At 68.4% G+C, this 17166-nt stretch carries 16 protein-coding genes and 2 pseudogenes; 9 read left to right on the top strand and 9 right to left on the bottom strand.

The annotated features are described in order from the left end of the window. Window positions 1-42 precede the first annotated feature (42 nt). Both OHO83_RS10780 and OHO83_RS10785 read left to right on the top strand, forming a co-directional pair. A complete protein-coding gene (locus tag OHO83_RS10780; RefSeq protein ID WP_330279335.1) occupies window positions 43-3072 on the top strand; it encodes an alpha-mannosidase in 3030 nt (1009 codons plus the stop codon). 148 nt (window positions 3073-3220) lie between these two features. Then, window positions 3221-3451: a hypothetical protein gene (locus OHO83_RS10785; RefSeq protein WP_330280843.1), complete on the top strand. Its 231-nt coding sequence runs from the start codon at window positions 3221-3223 to the stop codon at window positions 3449-3451. On the opposite strand, the gene OHO83_RS10790 is transcribed toward OHO83_RS10785, so the two are convergent. Beyond that, window positions 3389-3652, bottom strand: coding sequence for an integrase core domain-containing protein (locus OHO83_RS10790; RefSeq protein WP_329433015.1), 264 nt, complete (start codon window positions 3650-3652; stop codon window positions 3389-3391). The two genes, OHO83_RS10785 and OHO83_RS10790, sit on opposite strands and share 63 nt — an antisense overlap. 186 nt (window positions 3653-3838) lie before the next feature. On the opposite strand from OHO83_RS10790, the pseudogene OHO83_RS10795 reads away from it, so the two are divergent. From OHO83_RS10795 to OHO83_RS10805, 3 genes and pseudogenes are all read left to right on the top strand, one after another. Then, window positions 3839-4565: pseudogene (locus tag OHO83_RS10795) on the top strand (transposase family protein). 552 nt (window positions 4566-5117) lie between these two features. Further along, the gene (locus tag OHO83_RS10800; RefSeq protein ID WP_330279336.1) at window positions 5118-5876 is read left to right on the top strand and encodes a hypothetical protein; all 759 of its coding nucleotides are present in this window, start codon (window positions 5118-5120) and stop codon (window positions 5874-5876) included. Window positions 5877-6620: 744 nt separating this feature from the next. Then, a complete protein-coding gene (locus OHO83_RS10805; RefSeq protein ID WP_330279337.1) occupies window positions 6621-7010 on the top strand; it encodes an integrase core domain-containing protein in 390 nt (129 codons plus the stop codon). 53 nt (window positions 7011-7063) lie between these two features. Here OHO83_RS10805 and OHO83_RS10810 read toward each other — a convergent pair. The 6 genes and pseudogenes from OHO83_RS10810 to OHO83_RS10835 all read right to left on the bottom strand — a co-directional run. Next, window positions 7064-7247: pseudogene (locus OHO83_RS10810) on the bottom strand (transposase family protein); the annotation flags it as partial. Between the two features lie 95 nt (window positions 7248-7342). Beyond that, entirely contained in the window at window positions 7343-8836 is a 1494-nt protein-coding gene (locus OHO83_RS10815) for an NAD(P)/FAD-dependent oxidoreductase (protein ID WP_330279338.1), read from the bottom strand. Continuing rightward, window positions 8836-9126: a (2Fe-2S)-binding protein gene (locus OHO83_RS10820; protein WP_330279339.1), complete on the bottom strand. Its 291-nt coding sequence runs from the start codon at window positions 9124-9126 to the stop codon at window positions 8836-8838. The genes OHO83_RS10815 and OHO83_RS10820 overlap by 1 nt, the downstream gene beginning before the upstream one ends. After that, on the bottom strand, window positions 9126-10325 hold the full coding sequence (locus OHO83_RS10825) for an NAD(P)/FAD-dependent oxidoreductase (protein WP_330279340.1): 1200 nt from the start codon (window positions 10323-10325) through the stop codon (window positions 9126-9128). The genes OHO83_RS10820 and OHO83_RS10825 overlap by 1 nt, the downstream gene beginning before the upstream one ends. Beyond that, window positions 10318-11256 carry a dihydrodipicolinate synthase family protein gene (locus OHO83_RS10830; RefSeq protein ID WP_330279341.1) on the bottom strand — a complete coding sequence of 313 codons (939 nt, stop codon included), beginning with the start codon at window positions 11254-11256 and terminating at the stop codon, window positions 10318-10320. Before OHO83_RS10830 ends, OHO83_RS10825 begins: the two co-directional genes overlap by 8 nt. Before the next feature lie 61 nt (window positions 11257-11317). Beyond that, window positions 11318-12787 (bottom strand): Na+/H+ antiporter NhaC family protein, encoded by a 1470-nt coding sequence (locus OHO83_RS10835; protein ID WP_329433023.1) that lies wholly within the window; start codon window positions 12785-12787, stop codon window positions 11318-11320. 188 nt (window positions 12788-12975) lie between these two features. On the opposite strand from OHO83_RS10835, the gene OHO83_RS10840 reads away from it, so the two are divergent. Beyond that, window positions 12976-13509: a helix-turn-helix domain-containing protein gene (locus tag OHO83_RS10840; RefSeq protein ID WP_330280751.1), complete on the top strand. Its 534-nt coding sequence runs from the start codon at window positions 12976-12978 to the stop codon at window positions 13507-13509. Between the two features lie 58 nt (window positions 13510-13567). Here OHO83_RS10840 and OHO83_RS10845 read toward each other — a convergent pair whose 3' ends face one another. Next, window positions 13568-13849 (bottom strand): integrase core domain-containing protein, encoded by a 282-nt coding sequence (locus tag OHO83_RS10845; protein WP_330279342.1) that lies wholly within the window; start codon window positions 13847-13849, stop codon window positions 13568-13570. A 510-nt stretch (window positions 13850-14359) separates the two neighbouring features. Between OHO83_RS10845 and OHO83_RS10850 the strand changes: the two genes are divergently transcribed. Then, on the top strand, window positions 14360-15469 hold the full coding sequence (locus OHO83_RS10850) for a trypsin-like serine peptidase (protein WP_330279343.1): 1110 nt from the start codon (window positions 14360-14362) through the stop codon (window positions 15467-15469). Between the two features lie 70 nt (window positions 15470-15539). Here OHO83_RS10850 and OHO83_RS10855 read toward each other — a convergent pair whose 3' ends face one another. Further along, window positions 15540-15863: a hypothetical protein gene (locus OHO83_RS10855; protein WP_330279344.1), complete on the bottom strand. Its 324-nt coding sequence runs from the start codon at window positions 15861-15863 to the stop codon at window positions 15540-15542. A gap of 33 nt (window positions 15864-15896) precedes the next feature. Here OHO83_RS10855 and OHO83_RS10860 point away from each other — a divergent pair, with 33 nt between their 5' ends. Together OHO83_RS10860 and OHO83_RS10865 are read left to right on the top strand one after the other, a co-directional pair. Then, window positions 15897-16046 carry a hypothetical protein gene (locus OHO83_RS10860; RefSeq protein ID WP_330279345.1) on the top strand — a complete coding sequence of 50 codons (150 nt, stop codon included), beginning with the start codon at window positions 15897-15899 and terminating at the stop codon, window positions 16044-16046. A gap of 213 nt (window positions 16047-16259) precedes the next feature. Next, a protein-coding gene (locus tag OHO83_RS10865) for an IS5 family transposase (protein ID WP_330279346.1) occupies window positions 16260-17077 on the top strand; the annotation gives its coding sequence in 2 pieces (ribosomal slippage) (window positions 16260-16611 and window positions 16611-17077; 819 coding nt in all). Window positions 17078-17166: the final 89 nt, after the last annotated feature.

Genomic DNA, 17166 nt, shown 5'->3' on the forward strand with positions numbered 1-17166 from the left:
GCCGCCCGCCCCGCCTTCCGTACTCCAGGAGACTCAACGCCCATGCATGACGACCGTTCGCTCATCGAAGACCGGCTGCGACGTGTGCTCGAGGAGCGCATCAGGCCCGCCGTGTACCCGGAGACCGTGCCGCTGGACGTGCGGGTGTGGCACGCGCCGGACGAGCCCGTGCCGGTCGCGGAGGGGCTCGCGGCGCCCGCGCTGTCCATCAGGGAGGGCGCCCGGTGGGGGCGGCCGTGGGGCACCAGCTGGTTCACGGTGACCGGCACGGTTCCCCAGCAGTGGGCGGGGCGGACCGTCGAGGCGCTGATCGACCTCGGCTTCGACGGGCACGGCGGTCCCGGCTTCCAGTGCGAGGGCCTGGTCTACGAGCCGGACGGGACACCGGTGAAGGGCCTGCACCCACGCAATCACTGGGTGCGCGTCGGGGCTCCGGCAGCGGGCGGGGAGCAGGTGAAGCTGCGCGTGGAGGCGGCGTCGAACCCCGGGTTCTTCAACTCCCGTGCGTTCAAGCCCACATGGCTCGGTGACACGGACACCGCGGGTCACGATCCGCTCTACACGCTGGGCCGTGTCGAGCTGGCCGTCTTCGACGAGACGGTGTGGGAGCTGCTGCACGACCTGGAGGTGCTGGGCCAGCTGATGGCCGAGCTGCCGCTGGACCGCGCCCGCCGCTGGGAGATGCTGCACGCGGTGGGGGCGGCCCTGGACGTGGTGGACCTAGGCGAGGTGAACGGCACCGCGCAGGCGGCCCGCGACGTGCTGGCACCGGTCCTCGACACCCCCGCCGGACCGTCGGCGCACCGGATCAGCGCGGTCGGGCACGCGCACATCGACTCGGCGTGGCTGTGGCCGCTGCGCGAGACGGTGCGCAAGGTGGCGCGGACCGCGTCGAACATGACGCAACTCCTCGACTCCGAACCGGACTTCGTCTTCACCATGTCGCAGGCGCAGCAACTGGCCTGGATCAAGGAGCACCGGCCCGAGGTGTACGCGAAGGTCAAGAAGGCCGTGGCCGAGGGGCGGTTCGTGCCGACGGGCGGCATGTGGGTGGAGTCGGACACGAACATGCCGGGCTCGGAGGCGATGGCCCGTCAGTTCGTGCACGGCAAGCGGTTCTTCCTCGACGAGTTCGGCATCGAGAACGAGGAGGTGTGGCTGCCGGACACCTTCGGTTTCGCGGCCGGGCTGCCGCAGATCATCCGCGAGGCCGGCTCCAAGTGGCTGCTGACGCAGAAGATCTCCTGGTCGCAGACGAACACCTTCCCGCATCACACGTTCAACTGGGAGGGCATCGACGGCTCCCGGGTCCTCACCCACTTCCCGCCCGTGGACACGTACAACTGCGCCATGGAGGGACGTGAACTCGCGCACGCGGAACGGAACTTCAAGGACAAGGGGCGGGCGAACCGTTCGCTCGCACCGACCGGTTTCGGTGACGGCGGGGGCGGAACGACGCGCGAGATGGTGGCGCGGGCCAGGCGGCTGCGGTCGCTCGACGGCTCTCCCACCGTGGAGTGGGAGGCCCCGGCGGCGTTCTTCGAGAAGGCCGAGGCCGAGTACACCGATCCCGCGGTGTGGGTCGGCGAGTTGTATCTGGAGCTGCACCGGGCGACGCTGACGAGCCAGGCGCAGACCAAGCAGGGCAACCGGCGCTGCGAGCACCTCCTCCAGGAGGCGGAGCTGTGGGCGGCGACGGCAGCCGTCCAGTGCGAATTCCCCTACCCGCACGAGGAGTTGGACCGACTTTGGAAGACGGTGCTGCTGCACCAGTTCCACGACATCCTGCCGGGCTCGTCGATCGCCTGGGTGCACCGCGAGGCCCGCGCGACGTACGCACGGGTCACGGCCGAACTCGAGGCGATCGTCGACGCCGCGCAGCGCGCCCTGGCCGGCCGCGGCACGGGTGTCCTGCGCTTCAACTCATCGCCGCACGGGCGTAGTTCGGTACCCGCACTCGGCGCTGCGGGCCCCCAGCCTGCAGACCTCGCGGCGACGACGGTCCGTGAGCGCGACGGCGGCGGCTTCGTCCTCGACAACACGATTCTGCGGGCCGAGATCGACGGCCGCGGCCTGGTCGTCTCGCTGGTGCACCTGGCGAGCGGCCGCGAGACGCTGGCCCCGGGCCGTGCGGCGGGCCTGCTCCAGCTCCACCCGGATCTGCCGAACAAGTGGGACGCGTGGGACGTCGACAAGTTCTACCGCAACACCGGCACCGACCTGACGGACGTGGACGCGCTGACCGCGACCGCCGACGGGGTGCGGGTCACCCGCTCCTTCGGCAAGTCCGTCGCCGCGCAGACCTTCACCCTCTCCCCCGGCTCCGGGCGCCTCGACGTCGCGACGGAGGTGCAGTGGCACGAGACCGAGAAGTTCCTGAAGCTGGCGTTCCCGCTCGACGTGCACGCGGAACGGTACGCGTCGGAGACCCAGTTCGGGCATGTGTACCGGCCCACGCACACCAACACGAGCTGGGAGGCGGCGCGCTTCGAGGCCTGCAACCACCGGTTCGTGCACCTCGCGGAGCCCGGCTGGGGTGTCGCACTGGTGACCGCTTCGACGTACGGCCACGACGTGACCCGTACGGTGCGTGAGGACCGAGGGACGACGACGACCGTGCGCGCCTCGCTGCTGCGGGCGCCGCGCTTCCCCGACCCGGAGACGGACCAGGGAACCCATCGCTTCCGGCACGCCCTGGTACCGGGCGCGGCCGTCGGGGACGCGGTCCGCGAGGGCGCAGCGCTGTCGCTGCCGGAGCGGGAGGTGACGGGCACGGCCCGCGCCGAGGTCGCGCCGCTGGTACACGTCGACCACGAGTCCGTCGTACTCAGTGCAGTCAAGCTGGCCGACGACGGCTCGGGCGATGTCGTCGTCCGCTTCTACGAGGCGCAGGGCGGTCGGGCAACCGTGCGTCTCACTCCCGGGTTCGACGCGGCCGGTGCGGTCCGGTGCGATCTGCTGGAGCGTCCGGTGGCCCCGGCGGAGCCGGACGTCGCGGATCTGTCGTTCGCGCTGCGCCCCTTCCAGCTGGTCACGCTGCGGCTGGCACGGGCGGCCCTCACGGAGTCCTGAGCGTGCGGGGCGCCGTGGCGCCCCGCACCTGGTCGTCGGCGTGAACCGGCGAACCGCTCGGGTGGCTATCGTGTGCCGTTCGGAAACTCATCGCTACTGCTCGGAGGCGGTCTGGCGCGGCACCACTGTCTGCTGGAACCCTGTCCGAGTGATCGCTTCGCTGGAGTACCAGGTGGCGCGGAAACGGCCCGCGGTTCCGGCGGTGCTTCTGCGCCGGGACGTGGCGAAGGACGGGGAATTGCTGGTGCCGCGGCACGGGAACGCGGTGCTGCGCAGGCAGCTCACGAAGCCTGTGCGTGCCGACAATCCCGTCTCCCTATGCCACCTGTGTGTATTCATGGATGAGGCCGCCGAGGCAGTCGCGCCGGATGACACGTGATGGGTCGTCGACGGCGGGCGGCTCGGGCGCGCCGACACCATCGGGACATCGCTGTCCGAGTGATCGGTGAGGCCGATGGGCGTTGTGGTGGTGGGCGTACTCGTCGACGACGATGCGCAGGTGCCGCTCTCCGGTGACCAGGAGGCGGTCGGTGGCTTCGCGCCTGCAGGAGCCAACCCAGCGCTCGGCGATCGCATTCATCCGGGGCACCCCGGGCAGAATGGGCACCACGCGGGCGCCGGCGGCGGTGAAGACCGCGTCGAAGCCGTCAGTGAGCCTTTTTCAAGCTGACCGTGCTGCCCGCGAGTTGGACATGTCTGCGCAACGGCGAAGCTCCTGGTAGACGGGTTCTCGACCAAGATCACCCGTGTCTGCCAGGAGCTTCACGTGCTTGTCCACCCGTCCTCGATTGATCTGTCCAACCGCACCTTGCGGTTCCTGACCGGGCGACGGAAGGCCAGGCGGCAGCAGATCGGGACGCGTTTGCGGCGCCTCCCCGCCTCGCGACAGGCCTTGCTCGCCCTGGCCCACCTGCGCTGGCCGCCGGGTTCGGCATCGGATCGCGACTGTCTACCGCTACATACGTGAAGCCGTCGAGGCCCTGGCCACCATCGCCCCGCCTCTAGCCGAGGCAATGCGGACGATCCGGAAAGGCGTTTGTCATCCTAGACGGCACCCTGCTGCCGATCGACCGCATCGCCGCCGACACCCCCTACTACTCCGGGAAGCGCAAGCGCCACGGCATGAACGTGCAGGTCCTCACCGATCCGTCCGGACGGCTTCTCTGGGCCTCGCAGGCTCTGCCCGGCTCGACTCACGACCTGACTGCCGCGAGACAGCACAGAATCATCGAAGCCCTCACCGAAGTCGGACTCAAATGTTGGGCGGACAAGGCGTATCAAGGCGCCGCGGACCCGTCCGCGTACCGTTTCGGCGCCGGCGCCTCAAGCGGTGGAAGCGCCGCCACAACACCACCCACGCCAAGATCCGCTGTCTCGGCGAGCAGGCCATGGCCCTCAAGGGGTGGCGCCTCCTGCGGAAGCTCCGCTGCAGCACCAACCGCATCACCGATGTCGTGAAGGCCGTCCTGGTCCTTCACCTCGCATCAACGTGAGGTTGGAAAAGGCTCAGTAATCACCATCGGATCTGATTGGATTCGCACCGCCGCGAACCCCCGAATTAGGCGGGTTCATTGGACGTGCTGACCTCCTGTCGTCATTCGTTCGTTTAGCGACAGAGTCGGGGTGCCGCTCGGAGTTCGGCAGGGCTCCGAAGCCCACGGGTTCCTGTTCGGGGAGTTCGCGGGCAGTTCCTGGTCGCAGGGCGGTGCGGCCAGCCACCGGCCCTGTCGGCGGCCAGGCGTCGAGCCGTTGGCTGGGCTGGCGCTTTCAGCCGGTGGGGGGGCCTGGACGACGACACCGACGCCCCAGTCATCTTCACCGGCCGCAGCCACCCGAGGCCCGTAGCGCTCCCGAGGAACAATCCGTTAAGAGGACTGGGAGGGAGCGGGCTCCCTGTCAAGGGAGAATCCGGCGCCAAGGCATTGGGGTGCTCGGCCGACGACCCCGGAAGTCCGGTGACCCACGACGACATTGTGAACGGGAACGTCCCGAGTTCCAGGGGCGGCACCATGCCGCCCGCCCAGCAGATCCGATAGGCGACAACCATGGTGAGTTTCTCGGTCGGCGGCACGGTCAGTGTCGAGACGACGGGGCGTCCGTTGCGGTTTACCCCGCGTTTCGACCTTCCCGGCCAACAACTGATCGTCGCTGGATACACGGACGCGCGTGAGCGTGAGAAGCAGTTGGCCGACACCTTCGGCAGCATGCAGTGGCTGTGGTCGGAGAACGACTTCCTTCGGTTCGACAGGGACAGTCGGGTGCTATGTAGCGCTACGTTCTTCCTCCCGCTCCGGTCCGCTCCTTACGAGGCAGGACACGGTGCGGCAGCACTGCCGCCGAGCGAGCTGGCCGGGCTGCGGGCAAACGAGCCGTCGGAGTTCGAACTACCGCAGGCGACCGTGTTCCGCTGCGCCCCGGACGGCGCTGAGTTGGTGTGCCTACGCGCCCCCGACCTGCTCGCCAGGCAGCCGGACGCCAGGATCGGCATCGCCCCCGACGTGGAACTGCTGGTCCACGACGGCGCATTGACCGGCTGGCGCCTCATCGACCCCGCCCGCTGTCTCACCAGCGGCTTCAGCACGCCGGACACCGATTCCCCGCCCTCCCCGGCTACTCGCCGCCATCTCGCCGAGTGCCTGCGTCTTGTCTCCGCGCCCGTCGTCGACTCTGTCATGGAGCAGGACGCGGATGCATGGCGCGACCTGCTCGCACTCCAGCGTGCCGTGCGCGACCAGCACGACGACCGGCATCGCGCGGATGTCGTGCAAGCAGTGATCGACCGGTTGGTCGACGACAACGAGTAGCGTTTCCGGCGGCAGCCGGGTGTGGCTCCACACACGACTGCCGAGACAGGCGGGCTTACCGATGAGCGCGGCTCCAGATGCACCCGGCACCACTCCACCAGGCGATCGGTCAGTCGATCGAACGGTGCGTCGCCCGCAGGGACATCAGGCCAGAGGTCCTCGCGTTACGGCATGAGAACGCGGTGCTGCGCCGTGAGATCGCCCGCGTCCGCTACGAGCCCGCAGACCGAGTCCGCTCGCCAGCGCTCTCGCGGTTCGTCCCGCGCGAGCGCTGGCGCCAGACCTTCACGGTCACCCCACCACACTGCTGGCCTGGCACTGCCAACTCATCGCCAGGAAACGGCCGTTCACGCGGCACCGCCGCCCCGGCAGACCCTCCACCGCGCCCGCCGTCAAGCAGCTCATCCTGCGCCTGGCCCAGGAGAACAGCAGCTGGGGCCACCGCCGGATACAGGGCGAACTCGCCAGCCTCGCCTACCCGATCGCCCCGTCCACAGTCTGGGAGATCCTCCATACAGCCGGCATCGACCCCACGCCGCAGCGCCCCGGACCCACCTGGCGCCAGTTCCTCACACCCAGGCCCACGGCAACATCGCCGCCGACTTCCTGCACCTGGACACCATCTCGCTCAAGCGCCTGTACGCCCTGATCTACATCGAACACGGCACCCGCCGCGTCCACCTCGCCGGAGTCACCACCCACTCCACCGCCGCGTGGACCGTTCAGCAGGCCAGGAGCCTTGCCATGAGACTGGGACGCCGGTTGGAGTCGCTGCGCTTTCTCCTCCGGGAGGGGGACAGCAAGTACACCCGCACCTTCGACGCCGTCTTCGAGGCCGACGACGTGGAGATCCTGCTCAGCCCGCCGCAGGCGCCCAAAGCGAACGCGATCTGCGAGAGAGTCGTGGGCACCCTCCGCCGCGAGCTCCTCGACCGCATGCTGATCTACAACGAGGCCCACGCTCGCGCAGTCCTGGTCGAACACATCAGGCACTACAACGGGCACCGTCCCCACCAGTCCCGGCAGCAGCTGCCCCCGGACATCGCCGAACCAGCCACCCCGGCCACCGTCACCAACCTCCAGGCCCACCGGATCCGGCGTCAACGCCTCCTCGGAGGCCTGATCAACGCCTGACCGAACGGACTCACCGCAGCTCACAGCACCGAATCGTATTTTCGAGCGGCACAGGATGCTCCGAACCCGGATGCGCTCTCGCGAGGCTGTCGTGGCAGCGCAGATACACGAGAGCAATGAGCGCGCGCTGGTGCGGCGGGAGTTTGCACCGTCGGTTGCCCTCACGGTGACGCTGAGCATCGTGACCCACTCGACCAGGGAGTGCGGAAGACCGAGTGCGGCAGGATAAGGAACCACCGAGGCTCCTGTGCCGGTGGGTTGAGACTTCGAACACCTCCCTCAACGGCACGGGAACCTCGTGCAACGCGGCCCGTCTGCATACCCCGCCACCGTCACCCGATCCGTGGCCCCGCTGAAAAGGCTCGGTGAGGCGGAGTGCCTGGATCGTTCGGTTCGGACTGCTCGGGGGGTGCGTCGAGGGTTTGGAGGTCCCCGACTGGCACGGGCTTGATCGGCAGGTGAGCGGAGAAGCGTCCGCCGAGTCCGATCGGTTGCTTGCGTGCGGTCGCGAGGATCGCGCCGACGCTGTTCTCGCAGTAGCGCCCCTGGCAGGGGCCCATGCCGGTACGGCAGGAGAGCTTGACCGCGTTGACACTGCTGACGAACGGGGACGATTCGAGGAAGCCGTCGAGGGTGTCGCGGGTGACCAGTTCACATCGGCAGATGGTGGTCTCCCGTGTGGCGAGGTCGCCGAGTGCTTCCCGGGCCGGCTCGAACATTCGCTGCACCACGGTGGAGAACTGGGTCGCCTTGCGGATGTGCCGTTCCGCTTCGGTGAATGCCGCCCGAGGCACGGCGCATCCCAGGCTGACGGCAACGCCGAGAGCCGCGAGTGCGCCTTCGGCGCGGGACTGATCGGCGCCGGCGACTCCTGTGGGCTCACCGGAGACGAACACGTGGGGGACGGATGTCTGAAGTCGTTCGTCGTGTGCGACCACCCAGCCGCCTCGCGGCGAGTCGTACACGAGGTCGCATCCGATCTGGCGGGCGAGTTCCGTCGATGCGGAGAAGCCGTACCCGAGAACCAGGTGGGAGGCGGGGACCTGGCGGGGGGTGCCGGTGACCTTCCACTGCCGGTTCACCCGGGCGAGTTCGACTCGGGAGACGCGATCGGTGCCGTGGGCGGCCGTCACGATGGTCCGGGGTGAGACCCGGATGCCCTTGCGGGTCAGTCGTGCCAGGATCGCGCCTGTTTCCGCGAGCATCCGCAGGTGGCCGGGCACGGCTCCGAGGGCGTGCAGCATCTCCGCTGGTGTCGGGATGCTCTGGGCGAAGGCGACCTCGCGGACGGGTACGCCGTCGCGGACGAGGAGGTCGGCCACGAGCAGGAGCAGGGGGTGTGCCCCGGCCAGTACGACATCGCCGACGGGTGCGATCTTCTGTGCCTTCACGAGGGTCTGGACTCCGCCGGCGGTCACGACGCCGGGCAGCGTCCAGCCAGGGAAGGCCACGGGAAGGTCGTAGGCGCCGGTGGCGATCAACAGCCGTCGCGTGCCCAGCACGCGAGTCCCGTGCTCCGGGTGGTTGATCGCTACACGCAGACAGTCGGGCTCGCTGTCGTCGCTCAGCACGCCGATCGCCGACCAGCCGAACTCCGTCGTCAGCCGGGTGTCCGTCTCGAAGCGGCGGATGAGGTCGGTAGCCCAGCCGTAGCCAGCGGTGGGGTGCAGGACGCTTCCGGAGAAGTCCTCGGGTGTCTGACGGAAAATCTGGCCGCCTGCTCGCTGCTGCTCGTCGACGACGACGACGGTCAGGCCGTGATCGGCTGCGGTGAGTGCCGCGGACATGCCCGCTGGGCCCGCGCCGACGATCGCGAGATCGAACATCACAGCCTCCCGGAGGTCTCGATGGTCAGGCCTTCGCGGGCCGGGGTGAGACAGGTGCGCGTCAGAGGGCGGCCGTCGACCGTGGCGACGCACTCGAAGCACGTTCCCATGTTGCACAGTGGCGCTCGAGGAGCTCCAGTGCGGTCGCGTTCGAAGGTGGTTCCTGTGGCCAGCATGGCTGTGGCCACGGTCTCGCCCGCGCAGGCATGAACGGGCTCGCCGTCCACGGTCAAGGTCACGTCAGCTCCGCGTTCTTGCGCGGTGCGGCGCCAGGCATCGCTCCGGGACATCAGGCGCTCCTTTCTGCGAAGCGGGCCGGGTCGTACGGCGCGAGGTCGACATCAGACGAGCGCCCGGAAATGAGGGCGGTCAGCACCCGAGCGAAGCTCGGTCCGAGCGTGAACGCGGATCCGCCGGTGGCGACGAATACTCCCGGGGCGCCCTTGACCGCTCCGACGAGCGGGAGCTGGTCGGGGGCCACCGTGGTGGTGCCGACCCAACTGCGCACGGCGGGTATCCGGTCCAGCCCGGGGACGGTCTTCACGGCCGCGCGCGCGTTGCCCGCGATCGACTGCGGAATGAGCTGGTGCTTGCGGTCGAACGCCGGGGAGCCGTCCGCGTCCCGCATCAGCCGCGCGGGCCACCCGCCGCCGATGAGAACCGTGCTGTCGAGTGACTGCTTGAGCGACAGGCGCGCGCCGGCGTGCTGGACGAGATGAGGGATGAACCGGGGGACCTTCGAGGTGACCGTCATGGTGAGGGCCAGCGGGACGGTGGGCAGGTCGGCGTCGAAGACCCGGCCGAGTTCGGTCGTCCACACTCCGGCGGCGAGCACGATCGCGGCGGCCCGGACGGTGTGGGCCCTCTCGTCCCCCGTAGCAGACGTCTCCCGGAGGGAAAGGTCCCATCCGGCCGGTACGCGGTGCGCACCGACCAGTCGGGAGCGTGTGCGCACGGTGGCTCCGGCGGCGACGGCCGCGCGGGCGACGGCCGGAGCGGCGATGCGGGCGTCGGCCTTGCCCTCCAGCGGGCTGAAATTGGCCGCGACGATGGCCGGTGAGAGGTAGGGCGCGACGACATCGAGCTCCGAGCGGTCGAGTGTGCGCACGTCGAGGCCCCAGGAGCGTTCCAGCTCCGCCTTGAACTCGAGCATCCCGACCTGGTCGGCGTTCTCGGCGACCATGAGCCCGCCGGTCTGGCGCACGCCGAACGGTTCGCCGATCTCGTCCTCCATGCGTGCCCACATCGCGGCGGCGTCGAGGTGGAGCGGCATCGCCTCCGCTGCGACGCGCGCGGCTTCCTCACCTGACTCGACCATGCGGTATTCGAGCTGGAAGTGCAGACTTCCGGCGTTCTGGCCCGAGGCGTGCTGGTTCACCTGGTCCTTGTCGACCAGCAGCACCCGCGCGCCGTCGCGGGCAGCCATCCATGCTGTGAGGCAGCCGAGCAGGCCGCCCCCGACAACAGCGACGTCGTAGTGGTCAGACATGGGCGGGGGAGACCGTCTCGATGCCGAGCTGGTGCAGGGTCGCCTCGACCCGGGCGACCTCCTCGGTGGTGAGGTCGAGCAGCGGCGCCCGTACGAATCCCGCGGGGATGCCGCGCAGCCGCAGCGCGGTCTTGATGATCGCCTGCTGGTTGCCGAACTGCACGCCGTAGTCGGGACGGAACCAGGCGTTCATGTAGACGCGGTCCTTCGCCCCCAGGCGAATAGCGCGTTCACGGTCCCCGGTGTCGACGGCGTTCCAGAAGTCGGCCTGGTCGCGTCCGAGGATGCCGCCCGTTCCCATCAGGCCGTCGCCGTGGCCGAGGATCGCGAGGTCGGCGCCGAGTGCGTTGGTGGGCAGACCGAAGTAGCGGACCTGGCCTTCCAGCGCGTACATCCCGGCGAGGAAGCTCGCGAAGTCTCCTGTCGAGTTCTTGATCGCGACGACGTTCTCGATCTGTGCGAGCTCGGTCAACAGGTCCACGTCCATGTCCACGACGCAGCCACGTGGCCAGTTGTACACGGTCATCGGGATGTCGGTGGCATCGCTCACCGCCCGGTAGAACGCGATGATCTCCTTCCGGTTGGGCACGATGTAGGGCGGCGGGGTGAGGAGAATGCCGTCGAGGCCCGCTGCCTCGGCCGCGCGGGCGTGGGTGATCGCCTCGTGCGGGGTGAATGCGTTGCAGGCGCCGATGACCGGGAAGGTGTCGCTACGGTGCTCGGCGCCTGCCGCGAACAGCTGTGCGCGCTCCTCTGTCGACATGGAGAACCACTCGCCGCTGGTACCGGCCAGGATCGCGCCCTGGATACCTTCCTTGACGAGCCAGTCCACCTGTACGTGCAGCGCGTCGGTGTCGAGCACGCCCTCACGGGTGAACGGTGTGGTGATGGCGGGGATGTAGCCACGCCAGTTGACAGTGTTGCGATCCATGAAGGCTGCTCCGACTACTGCTTGCTACTGCCTGTGCAGGGTGTGTGCTGGGGGGTGCCGCTCAGACCAGGGCCGGTGCGGGCTCGGTCCTGGGCTCGGGCCGCTTCAGTTCGACGCCGTCCGCGCCCTCGAAGCGGCGACCCCATCCGGTCGCCGCTGCCACGACCATGACGACGGTGAGGATGAGCGGGTAGAGCATGGCGACGAAGATCTCGGTGGTGGTCAGGGCCGGGGCGCCCTTGATGCCGGTCGTGAGCTGCGCGCCGATGAACAGGTAGGCGCTGAGGACAGGGACGATGGCGGCGATGCCCATCGCGAAGCAGTCCATAACGACCGCCCTACGGTAGGGGTGCAGGTCGACGCGGGCGCCGATCTCGTCGGCGACGGGGCCGAAGGTGAGCATCGCGGCCGAGTTCACACCGCCGAACAGCAGGGTGGTGGCCGAGATCCCGATGCCGATCGCGAACTCCGCGCCGCGGGGGGTACGGGACAGGCGACCGTTGGTCAGCGCGCTCACCAGCCAGTCGAGGACGCCGGCGGCGGTGAGTACGCCCATGATGCCGAAGACGGCCACCACGAGGGCGATCACGCTGAGCATGTTGGAGACGCCCTGCACGAGGAATCCGGTGGGGGCCCCGTCGGTGACGCCGATGATGCCGGAGAGGGTGAGCAGGCCCGAGGCGAGGCCGGTGATGATGCCCGTGCCCAGTCCGACCGTGACCGCCTTGAAGATGTCACGGGTGAGCAGCGCCACGGTGAGCATGAGGGCGACGGGGATGAGCATCACCAGGGCGCGGGGGTTGGAGGCGTGCTCCAGCAGCTGCTGGGAGTGCGCGGAGCCGGTGGCGTGGCCCGAGGATCCGAGCAGGAAGAACCCTATGGCCGCGAGCCCCGCCGTGGTGAAGGCGAAGCGGGCACGGTTGCGCACGACCCCGGCGATGTCGGCGGTGCCGGCCTTGCGGCGGAACGTCTGCGTCGACGACGAGATGACGGTGGTGTCGGAGATCGGGGCCACGTTGTCGCCGAAGATCGCACCAGAGATGATCGCGGCGGCGAGGAGGGCGGGCTGGGCCCCGAGGAGCACGCCGGCCGGGTAGAAGATCGGGAACGCCGTGAACATGGTGCCGATGGACGAGGCTGTCGACATCGAGATGATGCACACCGCGACGAACGTGAAGAGGGTGAAGGTGCCCCCGCGGACGCCGAGGAGGTCGGCGAGCCACACGAAGCCGCCCGAGACGTTGGTTGCCTTGATCAGCGCGGACATCATCCCCACGCAGAAGAGGATCATCACGATGGTCACCGCGGTGGGTGACCCGATCCCTCGTGTCACGGCGGACCAGTAGGAGCCGTACGACTTGGCGACCAGCGCGCCGACGAGCAGGGCGACGACACCGCCTGTGGCGAGCGCCGTCATGTCGAACGCCTTGAAGACGACGAAGAAGACTACGCAGAACCCGAGGAACACGACGACTGGCACGAACGCCAGCGCCCTTCCTCCTCGGAAGTCCAAATCCTTGTCGGTGGTCATGACAGGTGCCCTCTCTCCGCGACGCTGGGGAGACCCAGGCGTGTACTTATTTACGCTGATACACAAAAGTGCACGATCGCTCGCGTGTCAACTGTCGAGACACCAGCAAAAACGCATGGACGCAGCACATGTGCGCCATGACACTCGTACACAAGAGTGCGCACGCCTGGGCTAAGCTGAACCCCGTGATGGGAGACCAGCTACGCACCCTGCGGACGGAAGCAGGACTCAGCCTGCGCGACCTCGCGGCCCAGACCGGCCTGTCCGCGACCCTGCTCAGCCAGGTCGAGCGGGGAGTCCGGGAACCAAGCCTGAAAACCCTCCGCGCCCTGAGCACGGCGTTCGGCCCGTCGACCGCCTCGCTCTTCCACGGGAACGCCCCACTCACGGCCCATCACAGCCGCCCTCACGAGCGATCCCGCCTACTCATGCCCAAAGGCCTGGTGCAGTACGAACGCCTGACTCCGAGCAACGGCCAGCTCGAAGTGCTCCTCGGCACCCTCGAACCGGGCCAGGCCTCCGGCGACGAGCCATGGGGCCACACCGCGGTCGAGTGCGCCTACGTCATCAGCGGCACGCTTACCGTCCACCTCGCCGACCAGCGTCACGAGGTGCACGCCGGGGAGGCCCTGACCTTTGATGCCGCGCTGCCGCACCGCTACACCAACGATACAAGCGAGCCCACGAGCTACCTGGCGTCTGTGACGCCCCCCACGCCCTAATTGACCGATTCAGATCCTGTGGGGTTCCAGAGCAGGGGCGTCGTGCTGACCTGCAGATCTAGGCTGCCCTTTCGCGCTCGTTGATGAGTCCGCCGAGGACTGGACGGCGCTTCATCCTCTCGTGGGTGAGGTCGGCGGTGGGGTGGTCGGGCTGCGGCGGGTGCAGTTGTTGTCCGCGGTGCGGTCGTCGCCCGTTGTAATGCTGGGCGTACTCGTCCAGCACGGTGCGCAGGTGGCGCTGACCGAAGATGAGCATCCGGTCGGTGACCTCCGAGCGGACGGTGTGCACGAACCGCTCCGCGTACGCATTCGCTTGCGGACAGCGCGGAGGGATCTTCACGACTGATCCCGTCCCCCCGGGCCTCCGCACTGGCCTAGGAGATCCCAGCAGCGCCGGAGGTTCCCGGGGCACCGGTGGATGCGGAGGACCCCGAACCCGTGGCCACCGATGTCGCCGCCCCCGAACCCCATACCGCCTCGGCGGTACGGGCTCGCAGCCAAGGCCCGGATGATCAGCGTCAAGGATGGACGACCGCCCCCTCGCGCTTCATCTCCACTGCCTGCAGCATGCTCGCGCCGCTGGGCGAGGGGACCGCGCATACGCCCGGACGGAAGCCCAGAAGTCTGACGCCAACCGCTCACGCGCGATTCGCTCTCCTCACGAACGGATGACGTCCGACCATAACTTCCGTGGTTCCAGTGGCAGTTGATGGCTGGGAAGAGTGCCGCACGATCGTCCTCACTCCGCGCTTGAACCAGGGAGATTCCCTCACGCGCCCTTCACTGGCCCTCCTCATCTGCGTGCTTCACTCTCAGCTCAAGATCAACATCCCGACCAGATGGGTAGATAGTGAACATACGTGCGACCCGACGAGCAACCGCAGCCGCGCTGCTTTCCCTTGCGCTCCTCCCCGCCACCCTCGCCACCGCCACCGTTGCCCAGGCCGAGACGCCGTTACCCAAGCCGAAGCTGACCATCGGCAAGCAGACCACCGACCCGCAGAAGGTGCGGGACTACTGGACCGCCGAGCGCGTCAGCAGTGCCGTCGCCAACGAGAAGAAGGACCAGGCCGACTTCGACAAGAAGGCAACGTCCGCGACCCAGGGCGGCGAGCGCAAGGCTGTCAAGCAGACCTTGCCGGCGCAGTCCGTGCCCGCGGTCACCGGCAAGACGCTCGCGCCTCTCGCCACCGCCTCGGTCGTGCCGGAGATGCCGCACGCCCAGCCGGTACCGTTCCCGCAGTCGCAGCCCGCCGTCCTGGTCGGGAAGATCCTGTTCACCGCTAAGGACGGCACCACGCACGGCTGCAGCGGATCGTCCATCGTCACCGCCAACAAGAACACCGTGTGGACCGCGGGCCACTGCATCCACCCCGGTGACGGCACGGGCGCGGAGGGCTTCTACAAGAACATCCTCTTCATCCCCGGCTACAAGAAGAACGACATGGCCCCCAAGGGCTATGACGCTCCGTGGGGCGAGTGGGCCGCCAACGCGAAGGTCGCGCCCACCGCATGGACCGCGGACGAGGACTATTTCTGGGGCGACATGGCGGCCTTCACGGTCACTCCCCCGTCCGGCTACACGAACCTGACCGACTCCGTCGGCGCCTTCGGCTACAAGTTCGGCTCGGGCCCGGACTGGCCGGACATCATCGACTCCGGCTTCCCCGGTGACGGCTACCAGCGCACCGACATGGACGGCTACACGCAGTTCTACTGCACGGGCAACGCGGAGGACGCCACCCCGTTCTTCCCCGTGGACGACCGGCTGAAGTTCGACTGCGACATGGGCCACGGCGCCTCGGGCGGCCCGATGTCCACCCCGGAGGGTCAGATCGTCGGCGCCAACTCGCACGGTATCGACGACGGAGCGGGCAACATCGTCGAACCGGTCCTGTACAGCTCGGCGCACGCCGACAACGCGATCGACGTGATCAACCGGATCGGCACGCTCAGCTAGCAGCACGCGCACGACAGCAGAAAGCGGGCACCAGCCGAACTCGGGCTGGTGCCCGCCTCTTTGACGTCAGTCAGTCGTCCGGGCCGCCGAAGTCGGGGTCGAGCGCGGCGCCCGTAGGCGGCGGGCCCGCGTTGGCCAGTTCCTGGCTCATGTACTCGGTCCGGATCTGGTCCGTCGACATCTTCTCCCAGCCCTCGGGAAGCTTCAGGCCAGCGACAGCCAGCGACTTCTCCCACTTCGCGACCAGAGCCTGCCGCGTGCGAGGGATCTCATCGGCCGGCGGTCTGCTGCTGACCGTCACGCCCGACGGTTCGACCAGCTCGGACACCGTCACCGCGGTTCCCACGCCCAGCAGGAAGGCTGCTGCTATGGATAACCACGCCTTACGCCCCATCCCACTTCCCTTCTCCGTACCGATCTTGCTGTGGTGAAGGAGCGTACCGGCATCGGTCAACTGGCTTCCGAGCACGTCAGCGTCGCGAGGAAGTCGGCGACCGACCCCCGCGCACCCGTGCGGCTGTGGCACCCGGACGGTCCTCGCGATGGGCCGCACCGCTTCGCCACAGCCCTCCTCTGAGCGTTGCGTCATGACGCTTCCTCATGTGTTCACGCGACGCCGCCGCGATCGCACCACCACTTAGGATCGCTCCCGACAAAGAATCGAACGGGTCGAACAGCTCCCCTCTCTCCTATGCCGTCGGACGGCCCGTTGTCTCTGCTTCCCGATAACTGGCTCTAACAAAAGCTGTTGATCATGTGACTGTTGGCTTGTCGGGTCGTTGGTCTGTTCATGGGGAAACGTCAGCCGCGGCCGTGGATCGTGTCGGACGAACTGTGGTCGCTCATCGCACCGTTACTACCCAAGCCAGGCCCGAAGCTAGTCGAGGGCCGACCGCGGGTACCGGATCGGCAAGCGTTCTGCGGGATCCTGTTCGTCCTGCACACTGGCATCCAATGGGAGTACCTGCCGCAGGAGTTGGGCTTCGGATCAGGCATGACCTGCTGGCGGCGCCTGGCTGCCTGGAACGAGGCCGGCGTGTGGGACCAGCTCCACGCGGTGCTGCTGAAGGAACTGCGGTCGAAGAACCAGCTGGACTGGTCTCGGGCGGTGATCGACTCTTCCCACGTCCGGGCGGCCCGGCGGGGCCCAAAAGCGGTCCCAGTCCGGTCGACCGCGCACAACCGGGCAGCAAGCACCATGTCATCACAGACGGGCAGGGCATCCCGCTCGCGGTGTCGCTGACCGGTGGAAACCGCAACGACGTCACGCAGTTGCTGCCCCTGCTCGACAAGATCCCTGCCATCGGCGGCGTCGTCGGCCGGCCACGGCATCGGCCCGACCTGCTCTTCGCTGACCGCGGCTACGACCACGACAAATACCGGCGTCTCGTGCGGGCGCGTGGCATCCGCCCTGTGATCGCCGAGCGCGGTCAGCCGCACGGCACCGGTCTGGGAGTCTTCCGTTGGGTCGTCGAGCGGACGATCTCCTGGCTCCACGGCTTCCGCCGCCTGCGCATCCGCTGGGAAAGACGCGACGACATCCATGAAGCCTTCCTCGGCATCGCCACCTGCCTCATCACCCACCGCCACGTTCAACGCCTTTGTTAGGGCCTCTAAGGCTGAGCACCGTAATAAAAGTGCTGCACCCGGCCCAACCGCCCAGGCCGCCGCGGCCACACTCAACCCGGAGGTGTATC

The sequence above is a fragment of the Streptomyces sp. NBC_00569 genome, assembly GCF_036345255.1.
GTDB lineage: Bacteria > Actinomycetota > Actinomycetes > Streptomycetales > Streptomycetaceae > Streptomyces.

What these genes read in the sequence shown, in the direction of transcription:
- OHO83_RS10820 (WP_330279339.1), bottom strand. Translation starts at nt 9,126, where the DNA reads ATGTCCCGGAGCGATGCCTGGCGCCGCACCGCGCAAGAACGCGGAGCT.
- OHO83_RS10790 (WP_329433015.1), bottom strand. Translation starts at nt 3,652, where the DNA reads ATGAATGCGATCGCCGAGCGCTGGGTTGGCTCCTGCAGGCGCGAAGCC.
- OHO83_RS10800 (WP_330279336.1), top strand. Translation starts at nt 5,118, where the DNA reads ATGGTGAGTTTCTCGGTCGGCGGCACGGTCAGTGTCGAGACGACGGGG.
- OHO83_RS10835 (WP_329433023.1), bottom strand. Translation starts at nt 12,787, where the DNA reads ATGACCACCGACAAGGATTTGGACTTCCGAGGAGGAAGGGCGCTGGCG.
- OHO83_RS10815 (WP_330279338.1), bottom strand. Translation starts at nt 8,836, where the DNA reads ATGTTCGATCTCGCGATCGTCGGCGCGGGCCCAGCGGGCATGTCCGCG.
- OHO83_RS10805 (WP_330279337.1), top strand. Translation starts at nt 6,621, where the DNA reads ATGAGACTGGGACGCCGGTTGGAGTCGCTGCGCTTTCTCCTCCGGGAG.
- OHO83_RS10830 (WP_330279341.1), bottom strand. Translation starts at nt 11,256, where the DNA reads ATGGATCGCAACACTGTCAACTGGCGTGGCTACATCCCCGCCATCACC.
- OHO83_RS10825 (WP_330279340.1), bottom strand. Translation starts at nt 10,325, where the DNA reads ATGTCTGACCACTACGACGTCGCTGTTGTCGGGGGCGGCCTGCTCGGC.
- OHO83_RS10840 (WP_330280751.1), top strand. Translation starts at nt 12,976, where the DNA reads ATGGGAGACCAGCTACGCACCCTGCGGACGGAAGCAGGACTCAGCCTG.
- OHO83_RS10855 (WP_330279344.1), bottom strand. Translation starts at nt 15,863, where the DNA reads ATGGGGCGTAAGGCGTGGTTATCCATAGCAGCAGCCTTCCTGCTGGGC.
- OHO83_RS10780 (WP_330279335.1), top strand. Translation starts at nt 43, where the DNA reads ATGCATGACGACCGTTCGCTCATCGAAGACCGGCTGCGACGTGTGCTC.